Raw genomic sequence first — 23,720 nt, 5'->3', positions numbered from 1 at the left:
CCCCTCGTCGCCTGCCCGCCGTTTGTTGCCGGCAGGCGATGGGGCGGGGTGTTTATCCCGGCTGTTTGCCCACGCCCTTGTTGCCTGATGATGTCGGGCAAACGGCATTGAAGCTTTTTCCGCCTTCACTCTTGGGCAGCATGATGTTGGCTTGATGGGTGTTTGGCCTATCAGCATCCGGCTGTAAGACGTTGCCAACTTGTTGGGTTGTACAGCTTGACATACCCGTGTCGAGGCCGTATTGTTGCCTTGTGCGCCGCTATGTCACCATTGTTTCCAGCGTTTGCTTGCCATGCCACTCGTGAAGCGCCATGCCGTGAGGTCGGATTTGTGGCCGCATGGCTTTTCAATGCCGTTTTTACGGCCCGGCCGGGTGCTGTTTGCATGCTTAGTTTTATGCTTTTTTTTCATTGAATTTTGATGCTGGTGTTTCACGGCCCGTGGTTTTTCATTACCTTTGTCACAATTATCAATTCGCTTAAAACTATATTATTCATGAACACAAAGACAACTAACCTGTTACTGGGCTTGTTGCTTACTGGCAGCAGCCTTAGTGTCAGTGCTCAGCAGTTGGCCTTTCCTGGTGCCCAGGGCTGGGGGCGTTTTGCCACCGGAGGGCGCGCGGGCGAGGTTTACCATGTTACAAACCTCAACGACAGTGGCACGGGTTCGCTGCGCGATGCCATCAGCAAGCCAAACCGAATCATCGTTTTCGACGTGTCGGGAGTTATCAACATTGACAGCCGTCTGGTTTTCAAAAACAATCTCTACGTGGCCGGACAGACTGCTCCGGGCGAGGGAATAACCGTCTATGGCAACGGAGTGTCGTTTTCGGGGGCCAGCAACATCATCGTGCGATACGTGAGATTCCGCATGGGCAGCGGCGGCGACTCCGGGAAAGACTGCGCCGGCATAGCCAACGGAACAAACATGATATTCGACCATTGTTCGTTTTCGTGGGGATTGGACGAGACGTTCTCCATCAATCCCGACGGCAAAGGAACCGACCCGAAGGACATAACCATATCGAATTGCATCATGGGCCAGGGTCTGCTGCAGCACTCGGCAGGCGGACTTATGCAGGCCGACAACATCACACTCTACCGTAATCTGTATTGCGACAACTCAACCCGGAACAACAAAGTGAAGGGAATACAGCAGTATGTCAACAATATTGTATACAACTGGTCTAACGGTTGCTACCTCATGGGAGGCGACTCGCAGGGCCAGTCGTATGTCAACGTCACCAACAACCTGTTCATCAACGGCCCGTCGGGTGGGGGCAACGCCATCACCAGCGGCAACTCAGACTTCCATATCTATGCCACCGACAACTGGCAGGACCGCAACCGCAACGGCGTTTACGACCCGTATGAGATTCCGCGCGACGAGTATACAGGCGGACCGACGTTTGAGGAAGAGCCGTTTGCTTACCCAGAGCTCGACACTTGGACTGCCAACGAGCTTGTAGACAAGCTGCTGCCCGATGTCGGTGCAACGCTTCCATACCGCGACATGGTAGACTTCTATATGGTTCACCAGGTCAAGTCGTTCGGAACGGAGGGCGCTTTGATTTCTACCGAAGAGCAGTTGCCGTTCGGGGTTCCGTCGTCTTGGACTCTCAAGGAGTTTGACAAGCCGGTTGATACCGACGGCGATGGCATGCCCGACGACTGGGAGCAGGCCAACGGCACAGACCCGTCGATGGACGACGCCATGGAGATTGCGGCCAACGGATACGCCAACATTGAGAACTACGTGAACAGTCTGACCAAGGACAACCGTCCGTTATTCCTCCGTACGCCTGTGATGGTGTCCGCGACAGAGTCGTCTTCAACGGGCATCACCATCGGTTGGTCTGACTATACCGAAGGCGAAGATGGCTTCATCGTTGAGCAGAAGGATGGCGAATCGTGGAAGGAGATAGCCCGTGTGGCAGCCGAAACAGAGACGTTTGCTGTCGATGGGCTCACCGCCGGGACGTCATATCAGTTCCGCTTGTGCGCCTTCAAGGGCGACCAGCGTTCCGATTACGCCGAGCTTGAGGCAAAGACAAAGCCAGAGCCTGTCGAGATGGTCGACTGCGAGACCTTTGTCGGCGACGAGAACAACTGGCTCATAGCCCCCGCCGAAGACTCTGTGGTCACACTTGAAGGCTCTGTCGAGAAGGAGGCCGTGGTAGTGCGCACCGATGCCGATGTGACTATCACAGGCGAAGGCTCGCTCGACGGCACGGCATCGCTCAACAAGACGTGGGCCGGCAAGCTCACCGTCGAGACGCTCAACGGCTACACCGGCCAGACAGTGCTGCACAACGGGGTGTTTTCTTTCAACACCCTGAAGGACGGAGGAGAGAAGAGTGCCATCGGAGCATCGTACGAATTCGCCCAGAACTGGATATGGGACGGCGGCGTGTGGAACTATACCGGGCCGTCGACCAGCACCAACCGCAGCGCCATGATATACAAAGACACAGAGTTCAACATTGAGAATGAATCTACGGTGGGCATGTCCGGCAGCATTGAAGGCGACGCAAACCTCACCATCAGCGGCAATGGCACGGTTGAACCGGCATCGCCCGACTTCTTCAAATACAACGGAAACACTGTGCTCAAAGACGGCGGCACGCTCAATCTCACCTATGTCAAGCAATTGGCAGACAAGGCCGTGTATCTCGACGAGGCCGATGCCATGCAGTCGCTTGTGATGGCCGGCGGCAACTTCAAGGTTGAAAACGGCAACGGGCTCAACCTTACTTACTGGTTCCCGATAGAGGTCAAGGAGGGCACATACTCCACTTTCGCCATCAACAAGAACGCAACGCTCAAGAACGATGTTACCGGTACCGGCACTCTCGAATACAGAATACCTTACGTTCGTGAGTATCTTGAGGGCGACTGGACAAAGTTCTACGGCACGCTTGTGGCCAACGGAGTGGGCACCGAGAAAGACGGCAGCCAGCTGATGTTCCAGAAAGGGTTCAAGGGAATGCCCAACACGAGGGTCTACCTCAAGGGCAATGCGCGCGTGGTTTGCTGGAATACCAACGACGAACAGTATATTGGCGGACTCAGCGGCGACAAGGGCACATATCTGAGCGCTTCGTCGAAGAACACCACCAACGCCAAGATGATATGGCATGTGGGCGGTGCCAACTCCGACGAGACCTTCAATGGTGTGATTGACAACAAGACCTCGGCCAACAAAGACGCCAACACGTCTATCGTCAAGGAAGGTTCTGGCATCTGGCGCCTCAATGGCAACAATGTGTACAAGGGCACGACGACGGTCAACGGAGGTTCGCTCGTGGTCAACGGCAAGAACTCCGGCACTGGCAATTACACCGTCAACGCCGATGCCACGCTTGCCGGCGAAGGCACGGTGGGCGGTGCTGTCACACTGAAAGAGGGGGCCATAATAGAGGGCGGCGACACTGTTGTCGACCGCAACATTGGTCTTACGCTCGACAAGGCTCTCACGCTCGAGGGCGGGGCCATCGTCAATGTGAAGGCAAACCGGACCGAGAGCAATACCATTTATACCGCAGGGGCGGTCAACCTGGGCGAGGGCGCCATACTTCAGATAAACGGTGGCGTCATCGATGAGGCTCCGTATGACAAGACTGAGTATCATGTGTTCACATCGAGCAACCTCAGCGTGAACGGTACGTTTGCCGAGATACAGCCGGCAACGCCCGGCGAAGGGCAGACATGGGACACGTCGTCTCTCTATACCGAAGGCATACTGCGTGTTGTTGGCGGTGAGGCCAACCCCAATCCGGGCGAGGGCGGCGAGGAGAACCCCGACGTACAGGAGTACCGCAAGTGGGATTTCACAGCATGGAGCGACGCCACGCAGACAAACCTTGAGGCCGAAGCAAGCCAGTATACCTCGGAGCCTTGGCCGGAGAAGGGCACCGAAACAGGATGGCGCCGCTATGAGAAAGACGGTGGGCCGACCGAGACCGACGGACTGAAAGCCCCGAACACCATCTATTGGTATGGCAGCAAGATTAGCGAACCAGCGGCACTCAAGGCCAACGGCGTTGTAATACCAGAGACCGAAGGGCTGCTTTTCAACAATGTGACCAGCCTCAACAACACCGTGGCCATAGCCATCGACTATCCCAATACGAGCATAGGCACGTACTCGGGAGGCTCATACCTGTGGCTCAACGGCAGCGACATACAGTTTACTATACCCGGTGTTCAGCCCGGACAGAAGATTCTGATGGAAGTAGAGTCGCACAAGAGCAGCGAGGGCCGTGGCGTAAAGCTCTCTGTAGACGGAGAGGAGATAGGCAGCTGTGAGCCCAAGGGCAAGACTTCGTTTGAGTGGACTGTGCCCCTCAACCTTGGCACTGAGCTTGTCGATGTGCTCGTGTCTACATCGGCTGGGTGCCACATCTACCTCATCGAGGTGGGCAACTCCGACCTCATCAGCACCGGCATTGCCAGTTTCGAGGCCGATGGCGGCGTGCTCAAGAGCAACGTTTACACCACCGGCGGTGTGCTCGTGCGCAAGGCGGGCGACACATTGAAGGGCTTGGCAAAAGGCGTTTATATCATTGGCGACAAGAAGTTTGTAGTCGACTGACGGCCTTGCCTCATTGACTGATGTACGGCGGCATCCGGCTTTAATCCGGGTGCCGCCGTTTTGTTTTGTCCGTTCGGTGGCGTGGAAAAACAGCCTTGGCATTTCCCTGCCAGCCCTCCCAAGCCACGTTGCCGTATGTTTTTTGCTATACATGAAGCCGCCTCACCCCATACACAAAAGGTTCCTGTAGGGGTGAGGCGGCAGTTGGTTGCGTCTTTCAGCTTGTCATAGCCGGACGAACCGCCGGGCAATGCTTTGCCAAAGGCAGCCTATGGCGCTGCCCACGGCGTGGTGGCGGTGGCGGCATTGCGGTTTTCGGCGCGGCCGTATTACAGTCCGAGCGGGTTGATGTTTCTGTAGGCTTGCCTTGTTCTTTGCTCAATGCCTTCGGCAGAATACTCACCGTTGACGGCTTCCATGTCCTTTGGTTCCAGTTCCATGGCGTGTTGTGCGTCTTCCTTGGCGCCAGCCATGTCGCCCTTCTCATATCTTAGCGCCCCCCGCTCCTTGAAGGCGTCGATGCAGAACGGGTTGGCGTCTATCACCCTTCCGTAGGCCTCGATGGCTGCGTCGGCGTTGCCCTTGGCCCGTTCTATTCTCGCTTTGAGCATCAGCACGTCTTCATTTGTGGCGTAGTCGGCCAAGAGACGCGTGCAGTCGCCGTCGGCACCGCTTGCATCGCCCATTTTCAGCAGTGTCTGTCCGCGCAGAAGGTAGGCCTCGGCCATGTCGTCTTTCAGCGTGATGGCTTTGGTAAGCATGGCTATTGCGTTTATCATGTCTTCCTGCCCGATGCAGGCTTGCGCGTAAAGATAGTGGGCCCGGGCGTTCTGGTTGTCAATGAGCAGGGCCCGTTCGCAGGCTTGCGCCATGGCCGTATAGTTTTCCATCATGTGCGCCACCTGCGCCATCTGTATGAATATGGCTGTGTTTTCTGGTTCGGCAGCTGCCAGAGTCTCCAGCTGCTCGTAGGCTTCGGCCAACTGGCCGGTGCGTATGAGCGATTGCGCCAGGTAGTCGCGCACCTCAAGGTCTTCGCGTATCTTGAGCGCTTCTTTGTAGCATTTCACTGCATAGTCGTGCTGTCCCATCTTGGCCGCCTTCACTCCGTCGTATTTGAACATGTCAAACTTGCGGGTCTCGTCGGCCTGTTGTTTCTGTTCGGGTGTCTCTTCGCTGCCACCGAATAAAGCTTTGAAAAAGTTCATGTCGTAAATAGTACCGTTGTTTTTTTATGGCAAAAATACGTATTTATTTTGAAAAGGCAATGCCATCAACTCTATTTTCGCGGCTTTTTGTTACTTTTGCAGTCAACAACGGCGCATGGCCCGGCGTTGCGGTGTGCCGTTAGCGTTTTTTTGTTTATGTCAGATACTACATTATATATAAAGAACATGGTGTGCGACAGGTGCCGCATGGCGGTAGCCAACCTGCTATCGGGCATGGGCGTCAGGCCCCTGTCGGTTGAGCTGGGGGTGGTGACAGTGGCCGGCAGCTTGCCCCCCGGGCTCCGCGCTGAGCTGTCGGAGGCGCTCGGCAGGCTTGGTTTTGAACTGCTTGGCGACCCTCGGGAGCAGACTGTCGACCGCATACGCACGGCCATCATCCATCTGGTGCATTATCGCGGCGGGCTGCCCGACGTGAACCTCTCGGCTTACCTGTCAGCTCGTTTGGGCTCCGACTACAGCGCTTTGAGCAAGCTTTTCTCCGAGGTGACGGGCGTTACCATCGAGCGCTACTTCATATTGCAGCGTGTGGAGCGGGTTAAGGAACTGCTGTTTTATGGCGAAAAGTCGCTGGCCGAGATTGCATTGGAGCTCAATTATTCGAGTGCCGCTTACCTGAGCACGCAGTTCAAGGCCGTCACGGGCATGACGCCGTCGCAGTTCAAGGCCAGCAAGGGAAGCGGTTTGCGGGCTATCGATGATGTGGGGCGTGGGCAGCAAGGCTGAGGCCGGGGCATGATGTCACACCGCAATGTGTAAGTTTTTTTGCCGTTAGTGCCCCGCCGGCGCAACAGCCTGTGCCCCAGTGGGTTGGCGGCAACATCGCAACGCTTTCCAAAACAGCCCGTCTGGATGGCCCGTATGGCCCGTTCGGTTGCGCCGTTCGGCCTGTTTTGAGTTGCAAAACGGCCCTTGTTGCAACGCAGCAAGGCAAATGTCAAATTTGTTTTGCATTCCCGCCTGTCTGTGGGGCGGCCTCCTTGCCCGCCAAAGGGGGCATTCCATAAACTTGTAATTCTTTTCCATCATTCCGTAACAAGGCAACGGTTTATTTTCATTAATTTCGCAACCAGAAAGCTGCCGCGCGCCCATTGCATTTGCTAAAAGCCGTGGGGCGATGGCGCTGGCAACTGTAATTGACAATATAACGAAAGGACTGAAATGGAAAAAAAGACAATTGCCGTTCTCGGCATGATGTGTGCCGGGTGTTCGGCCAACGTAGAGCGCAAGCTGCGTTCGCTCGACGGGGTGGCCTCGGCCGCCGTAAACCTGCCTTCGAGAACCGCCCTCGTTGAGTACGACCCGCAGCGCATCACGCTCGAACGTATGAAAGAAGAGCTTGGGGCCATTGGCTATGATATGGTGATTGAGGAAGACCGCAACGTAGAGGCCATCGAACGCCGGGGCTATGTGTTGCTGCGCCGCCGCGTGATTGCCTCGTGGCTGTTTGCCGTGGCCACCATGTGCCTGTCTATGAGGTGGGTGAGCGTTGGCGGAACCGACGCCGCCAACCAGCTGATGATGGTCATCTCGCTGCTCAACCTTGTATATTGCGGGCGCCAGTTCTACGCCACCGCATGGCGCCAGGCGCTGCACGCATCGGCCGGCATGGACACCCTTGTGGCCATGAGCACCTGCGTTTCGTTTCTGCTCAGCGTGTTCAACACTTTCTGGGGCGACGCTTTCTGGGGCTCGCGTGGCATAGAGTGGCATACGTATTATGACGCCTCGGTGATGATTGTCACCTTTGTGCTCTCGGGAAGGCTCATGGAAGAGCGTGCCAAGAAGGGCACGGCCTCGGCCATAAGGGCGCTGATGGGGCTTGCGCCGAAGACGGCCCACCTGGTAGACGGCGGCATTGTGGCCGACGCCCCCATTTCCGCGTTGCAGCCGGGCGACACCGTCGAGGTGCGCGCAGGCGAGAAAGTGTCTGTCGACGGCACCGTGGTCGGTGGCGAGGCACGCATCGACGAGAGCATGATAAGCGGCGAGCCGGAGCCCGTGGCCAAGGCTAAGGGAGCGCGGGTGCTGGCCGGAACGGTGGTGCGCGAGGGCTTGTTCCGATTCAAGGCCGAGGCCGTGGGGTCAAAGACGGTGCTTGCCAACATCATAAAGATGGTGCAGGAGGCCCAAGGTTCCAAGGCTCCGGTGCAGCGGGTTGTCGACCGCATTGCGCTCATATTTGTGCCGACGGTGCTGGCCATAGCCGTGGTTACGCTTGTGGTGTGGCTCGCCGTGGGTGGCATGGCCATGATGCCGCGTGCCATTCTCTCGGCCGTCTCGGTGCTGGTGATAGCCTGCCCGTGCGCCATGGGGCTTGCCACGCCAACCGCCCTGATGGTGGGCATAGGCAAGGCAGCCCGACTTGGCATACTGATAAAAGACGCCACGGCCCTGGAAAACCTGCGCAAGGTAGACGCGATGGTGGTCGACAAGACCGGCACACTGACCATCATATCTGATGGCGGATGTCAGCCCGATACCCGCGATGGCGGCGGTGGCGGCGAGGATGGTGGCCGAGTGTCGGCCGGCGCACACAGCTACGACCCGCAGCTGGAAAGCCGCGAGACGCTGAAACCCCACGCCCGCGAGGCCATCGAGGAACTTAAGGCAGAGGGAATAAGCATATACATGATGAGCGGCGACACCGAAGAGGCAGCCGCCTACTGGGCGGCAAAGGCCGGAATAGGGCACTATCGCAGCAAGGTGATGCCGCAAGACAAGGAAGACTTGGTAAGGAAATTGCAGTCGGAGGGCCGCAAGGTGGCCATGGTGGGCGACGGCATCAATGACAGCCAGGCCCTTGCTGCCGCCGATGTGAGCATTGCCATGGGCAAGGGAACGGACATTGCGATGGACGTTGCGCAGGTGACGCTCATGGGAACCGACCTGCGCCGCATACCCGAGGCCATAAGGCTGTCACGCAAGACGGTTGGCATGATTCGCCAAAACCTCTTTTGGGCGTTCATATATAATGTGGTTTGCATACCGCTGGCTGCCGGGGCGCTTTATGGCGTGGTCGATTTCCAGATCACACCGATGTGGGCCAGCGCGCTGATGGCCATGAGCAGCGTCAGCGTTGTGCTCAATAGCCTGCGCCTGAAGTACGTGGCGTAGGCATGAATCTGTGGGCGTCGGGCACCCGCTGGTGCCAAACGCTGACCCCGATGCTGAACGACCGGTTGACGTTGTAACGCACTTCAGCCCCTATCTTGTCGCCGAAGTCGCCCATGTAATACAGTGGCATGGGCATCTTCGGCGTCATTATCGACTTCTGTCCGAAGAGATACGCTTCCCAATGTTCGTTGAAGCGGTAGCCCAGCACGGCCGTAAGGCCTGCGTCGTTGAACTGGGCCGGGCCCCAGTTGAAGTGTGAGTAGTAGCCGCCGAAGGCCAGCGATAGCCTTGGGGCCAGTTCGGTGGCGTACATCATTGCCACGCTTTGGGCGAAACCCGAGCCCGCGTTGTCGCCCAGGCCCACCGTGGCCGACAGCGACAATGAGGCGTTAAGCCCGTTGTGCAGGCTCCAGTCGTTCCACCCTCCGAACGGTCCCCACAGCGTGTAGCGCGATATTGTGCCGCGCTCTGTCAGCTGTGGCAGTGCCAGGCTGTCCGTCGTGCTCATCGCCACGGCCTCGGGCTGGGCCTCCAAGCGATGCTCTGGTTGCGCGGGCAGCGGCTTTTCTATTGTCTCCTGCGCGCTTGCAGTGAGCGCGCAGGAGATAAGTGCAAGTGCAAAGAGTTTCTTTTTGCCCATAGTTTATGTTTATTTGTCTTCGGCAAAGAGCGGGTCTTCGGGCATTACCATTATGGGTTCTTGCTCGCTCAGCTTCAATATCTTTGCCGGAACGTACTTCTTGTTGACCACCAGGCGGAACATATATTCGCGGAACCATGTGTCCGACATTATCAGATACCCCTTTTGCTGGCTCCACTCAGCGCCCCAGCTGTTTTCCACCTTCCATTTCTTTGCCTTGCCGTTGCTGTCCAGGTCGACTGCGGTAAGGGTCATGGCGTGGGTCGATCCGCTGTCGTACGTGCTTATGCGGGCCGCCTTGTCCATGCCGAAAGTGGTGCCCATGAGCGATGCGTAGTCATAGTTGGCAGGGTCGGCATAGCCGCGTTTGCGGTCGAGGAACTTGCCCACGTCGTATGAACTGTACAGTTTGCGCCCGTCTTTGAGCGACGCTATGGCCATCTGCTCTATGTCGTCCATGGGCAGGTTGATGTATTTCCAGTTGTGGCCGTCGTATGTGTGGCGGTCATACTCAACCTCGTAGGTCTTGTAGTAGGGCCTGCGCGGGTCGTTCATCGCCATGATGAACGTGCCGTTGATGGGCCCGCCGACCACCTCTTTGTAGAATTCGAGTGGCGTGTATGTCTTTGCCTGTCCCACCGTGCGGCCTTCCTTGTTCTTGAAGGCATAGCTGAAGCTGGCTGGGGGCTCGCCTATTGTAAGCGAGAGTATATGGTATATGGTGCCGAGCATGCCCTTCTTGGCTGTCTCTATGTCTTTGGACGACTTCCCTTCGGCCACCATATTGCGCAGTTCCAGGCCGTATTCGCGCAGCTTTGAGGCCACTATAGACGCCATGCGGCTGGTGTTGTCGCTTGAAAAGGTCTCGGGCATCACTTCTTTCGGCACGAGCCCGTACTTGTCGGCAAGGTCTGCCACTCCGCAGAAGGTGCCTCCGTCGCTTATCGGGTTCTTGAAGAAGAACTGAACGCGCGTGTCGTCCATCGGCTTGTCGGCGTTGTCGACCACTCCTTGCAGGAAGAGGTTGGCTTTCTCCAGCTGGTCGTAGAAGAAGAGATAGGCCTGCGAGAACTCCACCCTTAGCGAGTCGGTGCGCTGGGCGAAGGCCGACCTGAGCACGTTCATGCCGCTGAACATCCAGCACCGGCCCGACTGTTGCTGGTCGGTGATGCTCTGTGCGGGCGTCTCAACGCTGAAGTAAGTGTCTATTGCGCCTGCATTGGCATGGTTGCGGGCCAGTGTCTCGATAGAGTTGGCGGCAATGGCGTTGGCCAATGCGCGGTCGCTTGTGGTCATTTTCTGGCTGCTGCGTATCTCGTCGAGCATTGACTTGGATATGCCTCCCGCCTTGTTCTGGGCGTTTGCCGGGGCAGCCAGAGCTATTGCCACGGCGAAGAATAGTTGCTTTTTGTTCATTGTCGTATAATAAATAATGTGGTTCGTTGGCATTGGCGGCGCTGTCATGGGTTTTCGGCGAAGTACCGCCACAGTGGCGCGGCCATGAGCGCTTGCTTTATTTCCCCCTGTTCGAGCATGCGGCGCATCTCTTCGCGGCTAACCAAGCATACTTCTATGTCTTCCGTCGGGTCAAGGTGCTGGCTTCCGATGCGCTCCACTCCGGTGGCCACGAAGCAGTGGGTGACGTTTGTCACGGTGCTGGCATTGGGCGAGACGACCATTGTTTCGCGCCACGTGCCGCCCCCGAAGCCCGTCTCCTCCATCAGTTCGCGGCGTGCGGCGGCCTCGGGCTGCTCGCCCTGCTCCATCACTCCGGCCACTATCTCGTGGCATGTCTGACCTATGCCGTGGCGGTATTGCCTGACAAGCACAAACATTCCTTCGGCTGTGATGGCGATGACGTTGATCCAGTCGGGGTATTCCAAAACATAATATTCATCGTTGACGGTGCCGTCGGGCAGTTCTACCGTGTCGCGCCGTGCCGTCAGCCACGGTCTGCGAATGATGTAGTCGCTCTTTATAGTGCGCCATTTCATGTCACGTTTGTCCATAAGTTGTTGTCGGTTATTGATTTTCAAAGTTAGTCAAATATCGCGAAACGGGCAAGCAAAACCGGCATTTTAAACATTCCTTAAAGCAATTGAAGCAATAAAAACATATTGTATGAAAAAATATTTAAATTAAATTTTGTCGATAAAAATAACTTGTTTATCTTTGCATCACACTTATACATTCAACAAATAGTTTAGATTATGAAGAAAGTAATGATGATGGTTGCGCTTTTGGTTGCAACAGTTGCAGCAAGCGCACAGGTTTATGTAGGAGGCGGAATCGGCATCGGTTCAAGCAAGGAAGCCCATGCCGAGGGCGTGGATGTTGATGCTAAGACAACGTTTTACATTACTCCTGAGATAGGTTATAACCTCAGCGACAACTTGGCAGTTGGTATAGGGCTGGGCTACAACCACTCTAAGAAAGGTGATTTCAAGACCAACGGTTTCTCCATCGAGCCTTATGCACGTTGGACTTTCGTCAAGTGGGAGCGCGCGAGCCTGTTCCTTGATGGCGGGATTGGCTATGCTACCAGCAAGCAGGAGACTTCGACAGACTTGGGCAACGGCAAGACTGCGTCTGTGGAGACCAAGAACAGCAGCTTCTACATTGGCATTCGTCCGGGTGTTAAGGTGAACCTGACTGGCAAGCTGGCCCTCATCACAAAGGTGGGATGGTTAGGCTACAAGTGCATCATGCCCGACGGTGATGGCATGAAGAATGGTTCTGAGTTCGGCTTTGAGCTCAACGGCGAGGATCTTTCGTTCGGTTTGCAGTACACATTCTGACGTAAGCAAGTTTATTTGATACGTGCCCGGGCTTTCAGTCCGGGCTTTTTTTATTTCAATGGTTACGTCGGCCGTGTGGGGTAGGGTGTGTTGTCGGGCGGTGAACGGGCGTGGCGTTTTCCTTGCACTGGCCGCATGTCCGTACTGTTCGCAAGTTTTGCAATGCCCGAACGGGCCGTATTGGACTGTAAAACGGCCCGTTCGGGCTTGCAATATGGCTCATTTGGCGCAGCAAAACGGTATGTTTTGCAACGTGTTGACAATCAGATGGTTGGCTGGCGCCTGCCGGACGGCAATGGCGACTTGCCTTTGCAAGTCAGTTGCAGCGCCCTACTGGTAAGGCGTCGGTGGGCTATGGTGCGTTGCCGTTGGCTGAGGTGGCAGCCGCGTCGGGCCCGTCGCTCATCGCCTTACAAGTATCGACCCGCTCACGCCTGGCTCTTCGCTGTTTGCCTGCAGGGCGTAAATGCCGTGGGGCAGTGAGGATACGTCGATGCTGAACGTGTTTGTCTGCCCGGCATCCAGCGTGTGCTCCATCACCGATTGGCCGTTGATGGCGAACAGCCGCAGGCTTATTCGTCTCGCCGGGGCTTTGTCGAGGCATAGCTTTAGCATTCCTTCGGGGGATATGGCTGCACGCAGGCGAGCAGGCGAATTGGTGGCCAGGCCTTCAATGTCGTCGATGCCGAGCAGGTAGAGCAGCCCGTGGTGAGTGTCAATCTCGCCGTGGCCGTATTGGTTGTTGGGATAGTCGAGCCCGTCCTCCGGGCGGCGGCACGTATGGCTGAGCACGTCTTTGACATCGGCCGGCGTCAGCCGTGGGCACGCCTGCAGCCACAGCGCTATTGCCCCGGCAACAACCGGGGTGGCCATAGATGTGCCGGTGTTTGAGTTCCAGGCGTAAGTGCGCCCATTGAAGCCGAAGCGGGCCACGTCGGAGCGTATGTCCGATGCCTCGGGATTGCTCTCTTCATAGTAGCTGCTGTATGCCGACACGATGTTGTCGCCCGGTGCCATGGCGTCGGGCTTGGTCAATCCGTCCATCGTGGGGCCCACAGAAGAGTAGTATGAGCGCACCCCGTCGTTGCGGCCGGGCTGGCTGTAGTCGAAGTATTGGCCTTGGTAGTTGGTGAATCCCGTGCGGTGGATGGTGGCCCCTACGGCCACAACAGCCCCGAAGCATGCCGGTGCGTGTATGTTGTGGCTCGTTTCGGCGTCGGCCGGGGCGCCCTCGGCCATGCCGTTGATAAACATCGCGGGCGAATAGCACCGCAGCGATGCGTCGGTTGCGGCCCCGCTCACCGTCACGGCCAGCACCCCGGCAGAGCTGAGCGGCGTGTCGCATGCGATAGCCACGTGGTAGATGCTGTCGCGGGTGGCCGTGGCCGCGGCGTAACGCTCTATGGTGGCCGTGCATCCATGGCTGCCGTTGCCGAGCCTGATGCTTACCACGGTGGCGGAGTCGGGCCGGCATTGCCATGAACCAACGGTGGTGGTGTCGTTGGCGGGGCTTCCGCAGGATATGAAATTGAGGCAGAACGGGCCGTTGGCCTCGACGAAGAAGCCGGCCTGGTTTTCTTGGCTGTATAGGCAGGAGCCGGCTTCGGGCCTGCCGGCAGGCTTGTCTACATAGTTGAGGTAGACCGACTCGTTGCCTGCCGAGGCCACGATGATGCGCCCCGGGCCGGTCAGTCGCTCGAGATATCGGCTGTAGAGGCTGTCCGAGCGGTTGTATTCCGGCACCGAGCCTTCGCTGAACGATGCCACGCAGGGCATCCCGCGTGTGGCTGCATAGTCGAAGATGTACTTGAAACCGAGCGCGTCGGTGGCCGATGTATACTTGTATGTGTCGTCGGGGGCAATCAGGTTGAGGTCGTTGCTTACGGCGTTGCTCACCAGGCAGAGGACGCTCTCGTATGCCATTCCGCGGTATGGCGAGTCGTAACCGCTGCCAGCCGCAATGCCGGCGGTGTGGGTGCCGTGCGTCTGTTGCAGCCCGTCGGTTGAGTGGCCTTTGCCAATGATGGCGTCGGTGCCCCTGTATTCGCGCCCCACGGGCAAGCGGCTTGTGTCCGTCTCGGGGTCAAGCTGGTCCCAGAATGCGCTTATGCGGTACTTGGTGGCGGTGGAGTCGTAGAACGTAGGGTGGGTAACGTCAAAGCCGATGTCCATCACTCCGACCACAACGCCGTCGCCGGTGTATGCCTGTGGCAGCCACAGGCCATCGTATACTGGCGTAGCCCCGACCAGCGTTGCCGTGGTGTCCATCGACGCGCGGCACGGTCGTGAAGCCTCGATGCGCCTTACGCAGGCAGCCGACGCAAGCGACTCGAGCCGGCCGACAGGCACGGTCACGATGTAAATGTCTTCACTCCTGTCGTAGACACGGCACCCGTTGGCTGCCAGTATGCTGTCGGCGGCAGTGGTGTCTATGCTCACAAAGGCCGTCATGAGCATTTGGCCCTCACCCGGGGCAGCCTTTTTCTTTGTTTTCGACATGGCTGCCGCCTCCCTCACATAGGCCGACATCTTGTCGGTCACAGCCAGTATGGCCACCGCCTGCAATGCTGCCCACCATGCGGCAAGCATTGCGATGAATATCTTTCTCATGCTTGTAATCTTGTGGTTGATGCTGCAAAAGAAGCAAAAAAAGCTGAGACCGGCAAGCAAAATGCAAAAAAGAGCCGCCACAATCCAGGCTGTGACGGCTCTCTTCGTTATTTCTTTTCACTGTGCGGCCTATTTTTCCAGTCCGCGGTTTGCCAGTGTTGTGTTGATCAATGTTTGGTACTTGTCAAACTGTTCGGGCGTCAGGACGTAGCTCATGTACTTCATGTCTTTCTCAACGGCGCTGTCCATGAGGGCCTTGCGGTTGGCTTTGTCGGCCTCGACCGCCGTCTTCAGGTCGCCGCGGAAAATGCGGTTGAGCGCCTCTACGCTGTTCATCTGGTCGAGGGTGAGCCCGAGTGTCTCGCCCAGTCGGCGCAGGTTGTAGCTGATGTCGTACGAGGCTGTGCTGTCGGCTTTGGCCATTGTGGCGCTCGTTGCGGCTGTGTTGGCTCCGGCTGCGTCCATTCCGTTCTTGTCTCCTGCAAATGTCATGGTCATGCTGAGCAGTGCCACGACTGTTAAATACAATCTTTTCATCTTTGTTACCCTTTCTTTTTTACTTAAATTACTACTTACTTAAACTCTGGCCGGTCAGTTTTCTGTGTTCTCTCTTTATCGATTTTCCACTGCAAAGATACGCCGAAATGCGGTCAAAGCAATGAAACTTGCTTATTGTGTGCGCAAACAGCCATTTTAATTGATACAAGTCAAATAAGTGAAAGGATAACGGTTTTTTAATGGTTTCGCATTAACAATGGTCTTTTGCGTTTGTTTTCGAAATAAAATGAGTAACTTTGCAAGCAGTATCAAACCACATATCAAGATAATGGACAAACCACAGAACAAGTACATTGCCGTTGCTTACAAGCTTTACACGGCAGAAAACGGAGAGAGCAATTTGGTGGAAGAGGCAACCGAAGAGCGCCCCTTCCAGTTTATCAGCGGTTTCGGGGTAACACTCGATGCCTTTGAGAAAGAGATAGCCGGGCTGGAACAAGGAGCCGAGTTTGACTTTGAACTGACCAAGGACGAGGCATACGGCGACTACGAAGAGGCCCACGTGCTCGACTTGGACCGCGAGATGTTTTGCATCAACGGCCATTTTGACCACGAGCATATATTCAAGGATGCAGTAGTTCCGCTGCAGAATGCCGACGGCAACCGCTTTTTCGGGCGCGTGCTCGACATCAGCGACGACAAGGTGAAGATGGACCTGAACCACCCGCTGGCCGGTCAGACGCTGCAGTTCAAGGGCCGTGTGCTCGAAAGCCGCGAGGCAACCAACGACGAGATACAGGCCATGATCAACCGCCTGAGCGGTGAGGGATGCGGTTGTGGCTGCGGCAGCTGTGGCGGAGACTGCGGAGACGGCTGTGGCGACGGTTGCGGCGAGCACGGCCATCACCATCATGGCGACAATGGCGGTTGCTGCGGAGGCCACTGCCACTCATGAGCCAAGGGCTTGTACGAATGTGACGGGGGTGGCCGTCGGCGGCCACTGCATGGCGAGGCCGGCCTTTAGGCAGGCCCTCTTGCCGTGAGTGACGGCCAGCATCCACCCCCGGCTGCCCTCAGTATCTTACATTTCACTTTTAAACATTACTATGATGCGCAATACTTTTGGCAATGTTTTCACGCTGACATCATTCGGCGAAAGCCATGGCGAGGCCGTGGGCGGTGTGATAGACGGCATGCCTGCCGGCATAGAGATAGACAAAGAGTTTATCCAGCATGAGCTTGAGCGCCGCCGCCCGGGGCAGAGCGCCCTGACAACGAGCCGCAAAGAGCCAGACCAAGTCGAGCTGCTCAGCGGGGTGTTTGAGGGCAAGTCGACCGGCGCCCCCATCGGTTTCGTGGTCAGGAACACCAATCACCACTCGCAAGACTATGAGAACTTGCGATGCCTGTTTAGGCCGTCGCATGCCGATTACACATATTATAATAAGTATGGGCTGCGTGACCATCGTGGCGGGGGGCGTTCGTCGGCCCGCATAACCATAAGCCGCTGCGTGGGCGGAGCCCTGGCTAAGCTGGCGCTGCGGCAGGTGGGAGTGAGCATTGCTGCCTATACGTCGCAGGTGGGCGACATCTGCACAGACCCCGACTACCGCCGTTACGACATTGCCGCCGCCGAGACCAATCCCGTGCGCTGCCCCGACAGCGAGGTGGCCGCGCAGATGGAGCAGCTCATAAGGAAGGTGAAGGCCGTCGGCGACACCATCGGCGGCGTTGTCACCTGCGTCATCAAAGGCTGTCCGCCGGGCCTGGGCGAACCCGAGTTTGGCAAGCTCCACGCTGCGCTTGGGGCGGCCATGCTTAGCATCAATGCCGTGAAAGGCTTTGAATATGGCGAAGGTTTTGCCGGTGTTACGGCGAGAGGCTCGCAGCAGAACGACGTGTTTGTCAACCGCGGCGGGCGCATTGCCACGGCAACCAATCACAGCGGCGGCATACAGGGCGGCATAAGCAATGGCGAGGACATTTACTTCAGGGTGGCGTTCAAGCCTGTGGCCACGGTGCTGATGGAGCAGCAGACCGTAGACATGGGCGGCGAGCCTACGCGGTTCACGGCCCGCGGGCGCCACGACTCGTGTGTTGTGCCGCGTGCGGTGCCCGTGGTCGAGGCCATGGCGGCCATGACGCTGCTCGACTATTACCTCATTGCCAAGACAGTGAGGCTGTAGCCTCGGCTTGAGGTGGGCCTCAGGCCCGTGAGGAATGGGCCGTAGCCATTTGTGCAGGGGCGCTTGCCGTTGTGGGCGTACACCGAATTTTGATTCAAAAAACATAGCAAAATGCTTGCTAATTTCGCAAAACGTTCGTATCTTTGCATACGTAATATCATGGATTTGGGAAAATCCAGATACGACATTAGTTAAGTCTAGTTTAGTTTTTGTGTTGGTTGAGGGCGGTCGGAAGGGCTGCCCTCATTTTTTGTGTGGCGTCTTCTGCGGCATGGCGGCAGCCCCGTCCCATGCCTCCGGGCGCGTTGCCGGCCCTGAAAGTTTACCGTAACATTGTTTTACATATGCCGTTTGGCTGAGGCAGCTGCATTGAACACCGTTGCGAAACAGGCCGTTCCGTATTGCCAAAAGGCCCGTATTGCATTGTGAAACGGGCCGTTCGGCACCTCGATACGGCCCGGATTGCAAGCCGCTGGCGCTCAGGTGGTTGGGCGGCAGGGCAATGGCGGTAATGCTTTATTACAAAAGTGCGTAGGCAGCAAGTGGCAGCCCCATTACCTGCCACTGTTGTTGCAGCATGCCCCGGCGGTGAAGGCAGCCTTTGGCATGGCGTCTGATAAAATGTGAAGTCGACAATAAAAAACTTTCGATTTATTTGTATAGTTCGCAAAAATGTTATACTTTTGCAGGCAGATAAACTACAAACGAATAGTCATGAGTAAGTTGAACGCAACTTTTTACTACTTTTTTTATTTTTACTTTGCAAGGAATTGTGAAGCGGGAAGTTGCGTGTAAATTTCAACTTATGGCAAGATAAAACCAATGAAGGTTTACAGTCAGAATCCCGCTCCATCGACGATGAGGCGGGATTTCTCGTAAGATACGTAATGAAACAAAACATCATAGACACAAAATGAAGAGAGTAGCAATACAAGGATTCGTAGGGTCGTTCCACGACATAGCGGCTCATCAGTACTTCAACGGCGAACAACTGCAGCTTGTTTGCTGCGCAACGTTCGAAGAAGTGTTTGATAACTTGGCCAAAGACCCCACGATGATTGGCATGACGGCAATAGAAAACACCATCGCCGGCAGCCTGCTGCACAACTACGAGCTGTTGCGCGAATCAGGGCTAACGGTGGTTGGCGAGCACAAGCTGCACATTTCGCACTGCATCTGTTGCCTGCCAGACGACTCGTGGGAGACGATAAGCGAGGTCCACTCGCACCCGGTGGCCCTCATGCAGTGCCGCCAGTTCCTGTCGGGCCATGCCGACCTGAAGGTGGTTGAGTGTGAAGACACGGCCGGCGCGGCCAAGGACATCGCCGTGGCAGCACGTCGCGGGTGTGCCGCTATATGCAGTTCGTCGGCTGCCCACATATATGGCATGAAGGTGTTGGAAGACCATATCGAGGACAACAAGCACAACTTCACGCGCTTCCTCGTGTCGTGCAATCCCGGCAAGGCCGATTTCCTGCGCCCGCTCGAGAAGGCCAACAAGGCCAGCCTTGTCTTTGCGCTGCCCCACGAGGAAGGTTCGCTGTCGCAGGTGCTTAGCATCTTGTCGTTCTACAAGATAAACCTGACCAAGATTCAGTCGCTTCCCATCATCGGGCACGAATGGGAGTATCTGTTCTACGTGGATGTCACGTATGACAACCTGACGCGATACAGGCAGAGCATCGATGCGATAACGCCGTTGACAAGGGAACTAAAAATATTGGGAGAGTATCAAGATGGAAAGCAATCAGCATAAAGGCATACAGCCGGCCGAGCGGCTCGGGCACGTAAGCGAATATTATTTCAGCCGCAAGTTGAAAGAGGTGGCGCGCCTCAACGCCGAGGGGAAAGACATAATAAGCCTCGCGATAGGCAGCCCCGACATGCCTCCGTCGGAGCAGACGGTGGCCAAGCTGTGCGAGGTGGCGCGCCAGCCGGGCGCCCACGGCTACCAGCCCACGATGGGTACGCCCGAGCTCCGGCGGGCCATGGCGGGCTTCTACCGCCGCTGGTATGGCGTGGAGCTCGACCCCGAGACCGAAATACTGCCGCTGATAGGCAGCAAGGAGGGCATACTCCACGTTACCCTGGCCTTCGTCAACCCCGGCGACGAGGTGCTTGTGCCCAACCCCGGCTATCCCACTTACACCTCGCTGAGCAAGATTCTCGGGGCGAAGGTGGTGAATTACGACCTCAACGAGGCCGACGGGTGGCAGCCCGACTTCGACAGTCTGGAGCGCATGGATCTCAGCCGGGTAAGGCTCATGTGGACAAACTATCCCAACATGCCCACCGGGGGCAACGCCCGCATGCAGACATACGAGCGGCTCGTGAGGTTCGCTCGCGAGCATTCGATAGTCGTGGTCAACGACAACCCGTATTCCTTCATACTCAACGACCACCCCATGTCGCTTCTGCAGGTGCCGGGGGCAAAGGAATGCTGCATCGAGTTCAACTCTATGTCGAAGAGCCACAACATGCCCGGGTGGCGCGTGGGGCAGTGCTCGTCGAACGCAACGTTCATAAGCTGGATCCTGAAGGTGAAGAGCAACATCGACAGCGGAACGTTCAGGGGCATCCAGCTGGCCGCCGCCGAGGCTTACGCCAACGATGCCGAGTGGCACAGGCAGGCTAACGTCGAGACTTACAGGCGCCGCCGTGTGTATGCCGAGAAGATAATGGCGGCGCTGGGGTGCACGTTCGACAGTTCGCAGGTGGGCATGTTCCTGTGGGGGCGCATACCCGATGTGTACCAGGATGCCGAGGAGCTAACCGAGATGGTGCTGCATGAGGCGCGTGTGTTCATCACGCCAGGCTTCATATTCGGCTCAAACGGAAGGCGGTACATACGCATATCGCTTTGCGCCAAAGACGAGAAGCTGCAGGAAGCGCTGTGCAGAATAGAGCAGATGGTGGCCGGGCGGCCACGCTGAGCCGGCACCGTAACAGGGCGATGGGCGCATGGATGCGGCATGGCCCGGGTGGCAGTGCCGAAAAGGATAAAACAAACAATAAAATGAAATAACGACTATGGAACTTGAATTAGAACCGTTGAGACTCCCCAGCGACACCGAGCGGCCCTTCGTCATTGCCGGCCCGTGTTCGGCTGAGACAGAAGAACAAGTGATGGAAACGGCCAGGCTGCTGGCCATGAAGGGATGCCGCATGTTTCGGGCGGGGGTGTGGAAGCCCCGCACAAAGCCCGGAGGGTTTGAAGGCAACGGCGAGAAGGCCCTGCCGTGGCTCGTGCGCGTAAAGCAGGAGACGGGCATGCTCGTGGCCACCGAAGTGGCTACGCCGGAGCATATCGAGCTTGCCTTGAAGTACGGGATAGACATTCTGTGGGTCGGGGCGCGCACTTCGGCCAACCCGTTTGCCATGCAGGCCATGGCCGACGCGCTCAAGGGCGTAGACATCCCCGTCTTTGTGAAGAACCCGGTAAACCCCGACCTGGAGCTGTGGATAGGCGCGATGGAGCGCATCAACCAAGCCGGGATAAAGCGGATGGCCGCTGTTCACCGCGGATTTTCGAGCTATGACAAGAAGATATACCGCAACCTGCCCATGTGGCAGATTCCAATCGAACTGCACCGGCGCATACCCGAGCTACCCATGATATGCGACCCGAGCCATATAGGCGGCCGCCGCGAGTTGATAGCGCCGCTGTGCCAGCAGGCTCTCGACCTCGGTTTCGACGGCCTTCTCATCGAAAGCCACTGCGATCCCGACAAGGCTTGGAGCGACGCCAAGCAGCAGGTGACGCCCGATGTGCTCGACTACATACTCAGCTTGCTTGTCGTTCGCAGCGAGACAAACACGACAGAGGGCATCGCTGTGCTGCGTAAGCAGATCGACGAGATAGACAACCAGCTCATGGAACTGCTTGCCAAGCGCATGCGTGTGTGCCGCGAGATAGGCCAGTATAAGAAAGAGCACAACATGACGGTGCTTCAGTCGGCACGCTATAGCGAGATTCTTGACAAGCGCGGGGCACAGGGCTCGCTGTGCGGCATGAGCCCCGAGTTTGCAACAAATGTGTTTGAGCTTATCCATGGCGAGTCGGTAAGGCAGCAGATGGAGATAATTAACAAGTAGGCAGCGCCCATGCAGGGGCTCCGGTTGGTGTGTTCCGATGGTGCACCGTGGCGTGGCTGTTATCGCGCCGGTGCGCGCCCGGGCCATGCCGGGGCTGTATTGTGGCGTTGCATCAATCATTAATATATAAGTAATATGAGGATTCTGGTTATGGGAGCCGGCAAGATGGGGAGCTTTTTCCTTGATTTGCTGAGCTTCGACCACGAGATGGCGGTGTATGAAAAAGACCCGGTTAGGATGCGGTTTACTTACAACTGCCGCAGGTTTACGTCGTTGGACGAGATAAAGGAGTTTCGCCCGGAGCTCTTGATAAATGCCGTGACGGTGAAATACACCATTTCTGCCTTCAAGGAAGTGATGCCGTATCTGCCCGACGACTGCATCGTGAGCGACATAGCCTCGGTGAAGACCGGGCTGAAGGAGTTTTACCAGCAGTGTGGCCACCCCTATGTCTCAACTCACCCGATGTTCGGTCCCACCTTTGCCAACCTGCAGCAGCTGAGCGAAGAGAACGCCATCGTGATCAGCGAGGGCGACTACATGGGCCGCATTTTCTTCAAAGACCTGTACAGGAGGTTCGACCTGAGTGTCTATGAATACACTTTCGATGAGCACGACCGTACCGTTGCCTATTCGCTGAGCATACCATTTGTGAGCACATTCGTCTTTGCTGCCGTCATGAAGCACCAGGACGCGCCGGGAACGACGTTCAAGCGCCACATGAAGATAGCCAAAGGCGTGCTCGGCGAGGATGACTATCTGTTGCAGGAAATACTGTTCAACCCATACACCGGTTGCCAGGTGGAGCGGATAATGGATGAGATGCGCGAGCTGCTGGGCATCATCGAGCACAAGGATGCCAAGGCGATGAAGGCCTATCTCACAAAGATTCGTAATAATGTGAAAAAGGATTTAGACCTGAATTGACCGCAATGCCGTTGGCATGGATTTTGTATTGTAAGATGAAAAAGAACATATATGGCAGCAGGTAAATGGATTGGCAGCTTCCTTGGATGGATGGCTGGCGGCCCGCTCGGAGCATTGGCGGGCCTGGTGATAGGGGCAATGTTTGATTACGGCATGGATTCCGTAAACACGCCCGATACGGGAGGCGGTGCCACGGGCGGCTCACCTTATGGCAGCGGGCGTGTTTACGAGGGCCAGCGCAACAGTTTCCTGTTTGCCATGTTGGTGCTCGTGTCTTATGTAATCAAGGCCGACGGGCGCGTGATGCATTCGGAGATGGAGTTTGTGAGGCGCTTCTTGCGCAGCAACTTCGGCGAAGGGGCGCTCAGGCAGGGCGAGGAGATACTCGGAAAACTGTTTGAAGAGCATAAGCGGGTGGGCAACGTGGCTTTCCGCAACACCGTGGCCGACTGCTGTGCTCAGATGTCTGCCAACATGGACTACGCCCAGAGGCTCCAGCTTCTGAACCTGCTCGTGCTGCTGGCAAAGGCCGACGGCACTGTGGTGGGCGAGGAGGTAGAGGCCATCAGGGAGTGTGCCGCGTGGCTGCGTATGGCCTCTTCGGATGTCGACTCCATGCTCAACCTCGGCGGCGACAGCCTTGAGGCTGCCTACAAGGTGCTCGGGGTGCCGCCCACAGCCACCGACGACGAGGTGCGCAAGGCCTATCGCAAGCTGGCCCTTGAGCATCATCCCGATCGCGTGGCGGCCTTGGGCGAAGACATCAGGAGAGCCGCTGAAAAGAAATTCCAGGAAATCAATGAAGCCAAAGAGCGCATATACAAGGCCCGGGGGATGTAAACCCCGGGTCTTTTTTGTTGCCCCGTGCCCATGGGGGATGTTGTTTTGCAATGGGAGAATGCATTTTGCATATACTTGAATATAGCTGACTAAAAAGTGCTGTGGCCGCCGCCGGTTTGCTGCATGTGTCGTTCTGCATCGCCGTTTGGCTCGTTTTGCGCTGCAAGACGGGTCGTTTCACAGTCTG

General features: G+C 56.8%; 17 protein-coding genes. 11 read left to right on the top strand and 6 right to left on the bottom strand.

Annotated elements, in window-relative coordinates; all coding sequences use genetic code 11:
- The first annotated feature begins 495 nt into the window (after window positions 1-495).
- Window positions 496-4,596: an autotransporter-associated beta strand repeat-containing protein gene (locus tag H6B30_RS09495; RefSeq protein ID WP_205109952.1), complete on the top strand. Its 4,101-nt coding sequence runs from the start codon at window positions 496-498 to the stop codon at window positions 4,594-4,596.
- Between the two features lie 329 nt (window positions 4,597-4,925).
- Here H6B30_RS09495 and H6B30_RS09490 read toward each other — a convergent pair whose 3' ends face one another.
- Window positions 4,926-5,804, bottom strand: a complete 879-nt coding sequence (locus H6B30_RS09490) for a tetratricopeptide repeat protein (RefSeq protein ID WP_205109950.1) — start codon at window positions 5,802-5,804, stop codon at window positions 4,926-4,928.
- A 156-nt stretch (window positions 5,805-5,960) separates the two neighbouring features.
- On the opposite strand from H6B30_RS09490, the gene H6B30_RS09485 reads away from it, so the two are divergent.
- Window positions 5,961-6,548, top strand: a complete 588-nt coding sequence (locus H6B30_RS09485) for a helix-turn-helix domain-containing protein (RefSeq protein ID WP_205109948.1) — start codon at window positions 5,961-5,963, stop codon at window positions 6,546-6,548.
- A gap of 435 nt (window positions 6,549-6,983) precedes the next feature.
- Window positions 6,984-8,939 carry a heavy metal translocating P-type ATPase gene (locus H6B30_RS09480; protein ID WP_205109946.1) on the top strand — a complete coding sequence of 652 codons (1,956 nt, stop codon included), beginning with the start codon at window positions 6,984-6,986 and terminating at the stop codon, window positions 8,937-8,939.
- Here H6B30_RS09480 and H6B30_RS09475 read toward each other — a convergent pair.
- From H6B30_RS09475 to H6B30_RS09465, 3 genes are read right to left on the bottom strand one after another with little or no spacing between them, the layout of a single operon-like run.
- On the bottom strand, window positions 8,908-9,579 hold the full coding sequence (locus H6B30_RS09475) for a hypothetical protein (protein WP_205109944.1): 672 nt from the start codon (window positions 9,577-9,579) through the stop codon (window positions 8,908-8,910). The genes H6B30_RS09480 and H6B30_RS09475 overlap by 32 nt on opposite strands.
- 9 nt (window positions 9,580-9,588) lie before the next feature.
- Complete coding sequence (locus H6B30_RS09470) at window positions 9,589-10,995, bottom strand: C1 family peptidase (protein ID WP_205109942.1); 1,407 nt, start codon at window positions 10,993-10,995, stop codon at window positions 9,589-9,591.
- Between the two features lie 44 nt (window positions 10,996-11,039).
- A complete protein-coding gene (locus tag H6B30_RS09465) occupies window positions 11,040-11,588 on the bottom strand; it encodes an NUDIX hydrolase (RefSeq protein ID WP_205109940.1) in 549 nt (182 codons plus the stop codon).
- A gap of 201 nt (window positions 11,589-11,789) precedes the next feature.
- On the opposite strand from H6B30_RS09465, the gene H6B30_RS09460 reads away from it, so the two are divergent.
- The gene (locus H6B30_RS09460) at window positions 11,790-12,377 is read left to right on the top strand and encodes an outer membrane beta-barrel protein (RefSeq protein ID WP_205109938.1); all 588 of its coding nucleotides are present in this window, start codon (window positions 11,790-11,792) and stop codon (window positions 12,375-12,377) included.
- A 402-nt stretch (window positions 12,378-12,779) separates the two neighbouring features.
- On the opposite strand, the gene H6B30_RS09455 is transcribed toward H6B30_RS09460, so the two are convergent.
- Both H6B30_RS09455 and H6B30_RS09450 read right to left on the bottom strand, forming a co-directional pair.
- A complete protein-coding gene (locus tag H6B30_RS09455; RefSeq protein ID WP_205109936.1) occupies window positions 12,780-14,987 on the bottom strand; it encodes a S8 family serine peptidase in 2,208 nt (735 codons plus the stop codon).
- A gap of 129 nt (window positions 14,988-15,116) precedes the next feature.
- On the bottom strand, window positions 15,117-15,524 hold the full coding sequence (locus tag H6B30_RS09450; RefSeq protein WP_205109934.1) for a hypothetical protein: 408 nt from the start codon (window positions 15,522-15,524) through the stop codon (window positions 15,117-15,119).
- Window positions 15,525-15,813: 289 nt separating this feature from the next.
- Here H6B30_RS09450 and H6B30_RS09445 point away from each other — a divergent pair, with 289 nt between their 5' ends.
- The 7 genes from H6B30_RS09445 to H6B30_RS09415 all read left to right on the top strand — a co-directional run bounded on the left by H6B30_RS09445 (window position 15,814) and on the right by H6B30_RS09415 (window position 23,533).
- On the top strand, window positions 15,814-16,440 hold the full coding sequence (locus H6B30_RS09445; protein ID WP_205109991.1) for an FKBP-type peptidyl-prolyl cis-trans isomerase: 627 nt from the start codon (window positions 15,814-15,816) through the stop codon (window positions 16,438-16,440).
- A gap of 154 nt (window positions 16,441-16,594) precedes the next feature.
- Complete coding sequence (gene aroC / locus H6B30_RS09440; RefSeq protein WP_205109989.1) at window positions 16,595-17,671, top strand: chorismate synthase; 1,077 nt, start codon at window positions 16,595-16,597, stop codon at window positions 17,669-17,671.
- Window positions 17,672-18,584: 913 nt separating this feature from the next.
- Complete coding sequence (locus H6B30_RS09435; RefSeq protein WP_205109932.1) at window positions 18,585-19,427, top strand: prephenate dehydratase; 843 nt, start codon at window positions 18,585-18,587, stop codon at window positions 19,425-19,427.
- Window positions 19,408-20,604 (top strand): pyridoxal phosphate-dependent aminotransferase, encoded by a 1,197-nt coding sequence (locus H6B30_RS09430; RefSeq protein WP_205109930.1) that lies wholly within the window; start codon window positions 19,408-19,410, stop codon window positions 20,602-20,604. The genes H6B30_RS09435 and H6B30_RS09430 overlap by 20 nt, the downstream gene beginning before the upstream one ends.
- Before the next feature lie 97 nt (window positions 20,605-20,701).
- Window positions 20,702-21,766 carry a bifunctional 3-deoxy-7-phosphoheptulonate synthase/chorismate mutase type II gene (locus H6B30_RS09425; protein WP_205109928.1) on the top strand — a complete coding sequence of 355 codons (1,065 nt, stop codon included), beginning with the start codon at window positions 20,702-20,704 and terminating at the stop codon, window positions 21,764-21,766.
- A gap of 135 nt (window positions 21,767-21,901) precedes the next feature.
- A complete protein-coding gene (locus H6B30_RS09420) occupies window positions 21,902-22,693 on the top strand; it encodes a prephenate dehydrogenase/arogenate dehydrogenase family protein (protein WP_205109926.1) in 792 nt (263 codons plus the stop codon).
- 51 nt (window positions 22,694-22,744) lie between these two features.
- The gene (locus H6B30_RS09415) at window positions 22,745-23,533 is read left to right on the top strand and encodes a DnaJ domain-containing protein (protein ID WP_205109924.1); all 789 of its coding nucleotides are present in this window, start codon (window positions 22,745-22,747) and stop codon (window positions 23,531-23,533) included.
- Window positions 23,534-23,720 lie beyond the last annotated feature (187 nt).

This window comes from Marseilla massiliensis (assembly GCF_016899955.1).
Taxonomy (GTDB): Bacteria; Bacteroidota; Bacteroidia; order Bacteroidales; family Bacteroidaceae; genus Prevotella; species Prevotella intestinigallinarum.
The sequence above is the reverse complement of the archived record's forward strand: the minus strand, read 5'-3'. Positions and strand labels throughout refer to the sequence as shown.

Coding starts and splice junctions, on each gene's coding strand:
- H6B30_RS09495 (WP_205109952.1), top strand. CDS start 496: ATGAACACAAAGACAACTAACCTGTTACTGGGCTTGTTGCTTACTGGC.
- H6B30_RS09490 (WP_205109950.1), bottom strand. CDS start 5,804: ATGAACTTTTTCAAAGCTTTATTCGGTGGCAGCGAAGAGACACCCGAA.
- H6B30_RS09485 (WP_205109948.1), top strand. CDS start 5,961: ATGTCAGATACTACATTATATATAAAGAACATGGTGTGCGACAGGTGC.
- H6B30_RS09480 (WP_205109946.1), top strand. CDS start 6,984: ATGGAAAAAAAGACAATTGCCGTTCTCGGCATGATGTGTGCCGGGTGT.
- H6B30_RS09475 (WP_205109944.1), bottom strand. CDS start 9,579: ATGGGCAAAAAGAAACTCTTTGCACTTGCACTTATCTCCTGCGCGCTC.
- H6B30_RS09470 (WP_205109942.1), bottom strand. CDS start 10,995: ATGAACAAAAAGCAACTATTCTTCGCCGTGGCAATAGCTCTGGCTGCC.
- H6B30_RS09465 (WP_205109940.1), bottom strand. CDS start 11,588: ATGGACAAACGTGACATGAAATGGCGCACTATAAAGAGCGACTACATC.
- H6B30_RS09460 (WP_205109938.1), top strand. CDS start 11,790: ATGAAGAAAGTAATGATGATGGTTGCGCTTTTGGTTGCAACAGTTGCA.
- H6B30_RS09455 (WP_205109936.1), bottom strand. CDS start 14,987: ATGAGAAAGATATTCATCGCAATGCTTGCCGCATGGTGGGCAGCATTG.
- H6B30_RS09450 (WP_205109934.1), bottom strand. CDS start 15,524: ATGAAAAGATTGTATTTAACAGTCGTGGCACTGCTCAGCATGACCATG.
- H6B30_RS09445 (WP_205109991.1), top strand. CDS start 15,814: ATGGACAAACCACAGAACAAGTACATTGCCGTTGCTTACAAGCTTTAC.
- aroC (WP_205109989.1), top strand. CDS start 16,595: ATGCGCAATACTTTTGGCAATGTTTTCACGCTGACATCATTCGGCGAA.
- H6B30_RS09435 (WP_205109932.1), top strand. CDS start 18,585: ATGAAGAGAGTAGCAATACAAGGATTCGTAGGGTCGTTCCACGACATA.
- H6B30_RS09430 (WP_205109930.1), top strand. CDS start 19,408: ATGGAAAGCAATCAGCATAAAGGCATACAGCCGGCCGAGCGGCTCGGG.
- H6B30_RS09425 (WP_205109928.1), top strand. CDS start 20,702: ATGGAACTTGAATTAGAACCGTTGAGACTCCCCAGCGACACCGAGCGG.
- H6B30_RS09420 (WP_205109926.1), top strand. CDS start 21,902: ATGAGGATTCTGGTTATGGGAGCCGGCAAGATGGGGAGCTTTTTCCTT.
- H6B30_RS09415 (WP_205109924.1), top strand. CDS start 22,745: ATGGCAGCAGGTAAATGGATTGGCAGCTTCCTTGGATGGATGGCTGGC.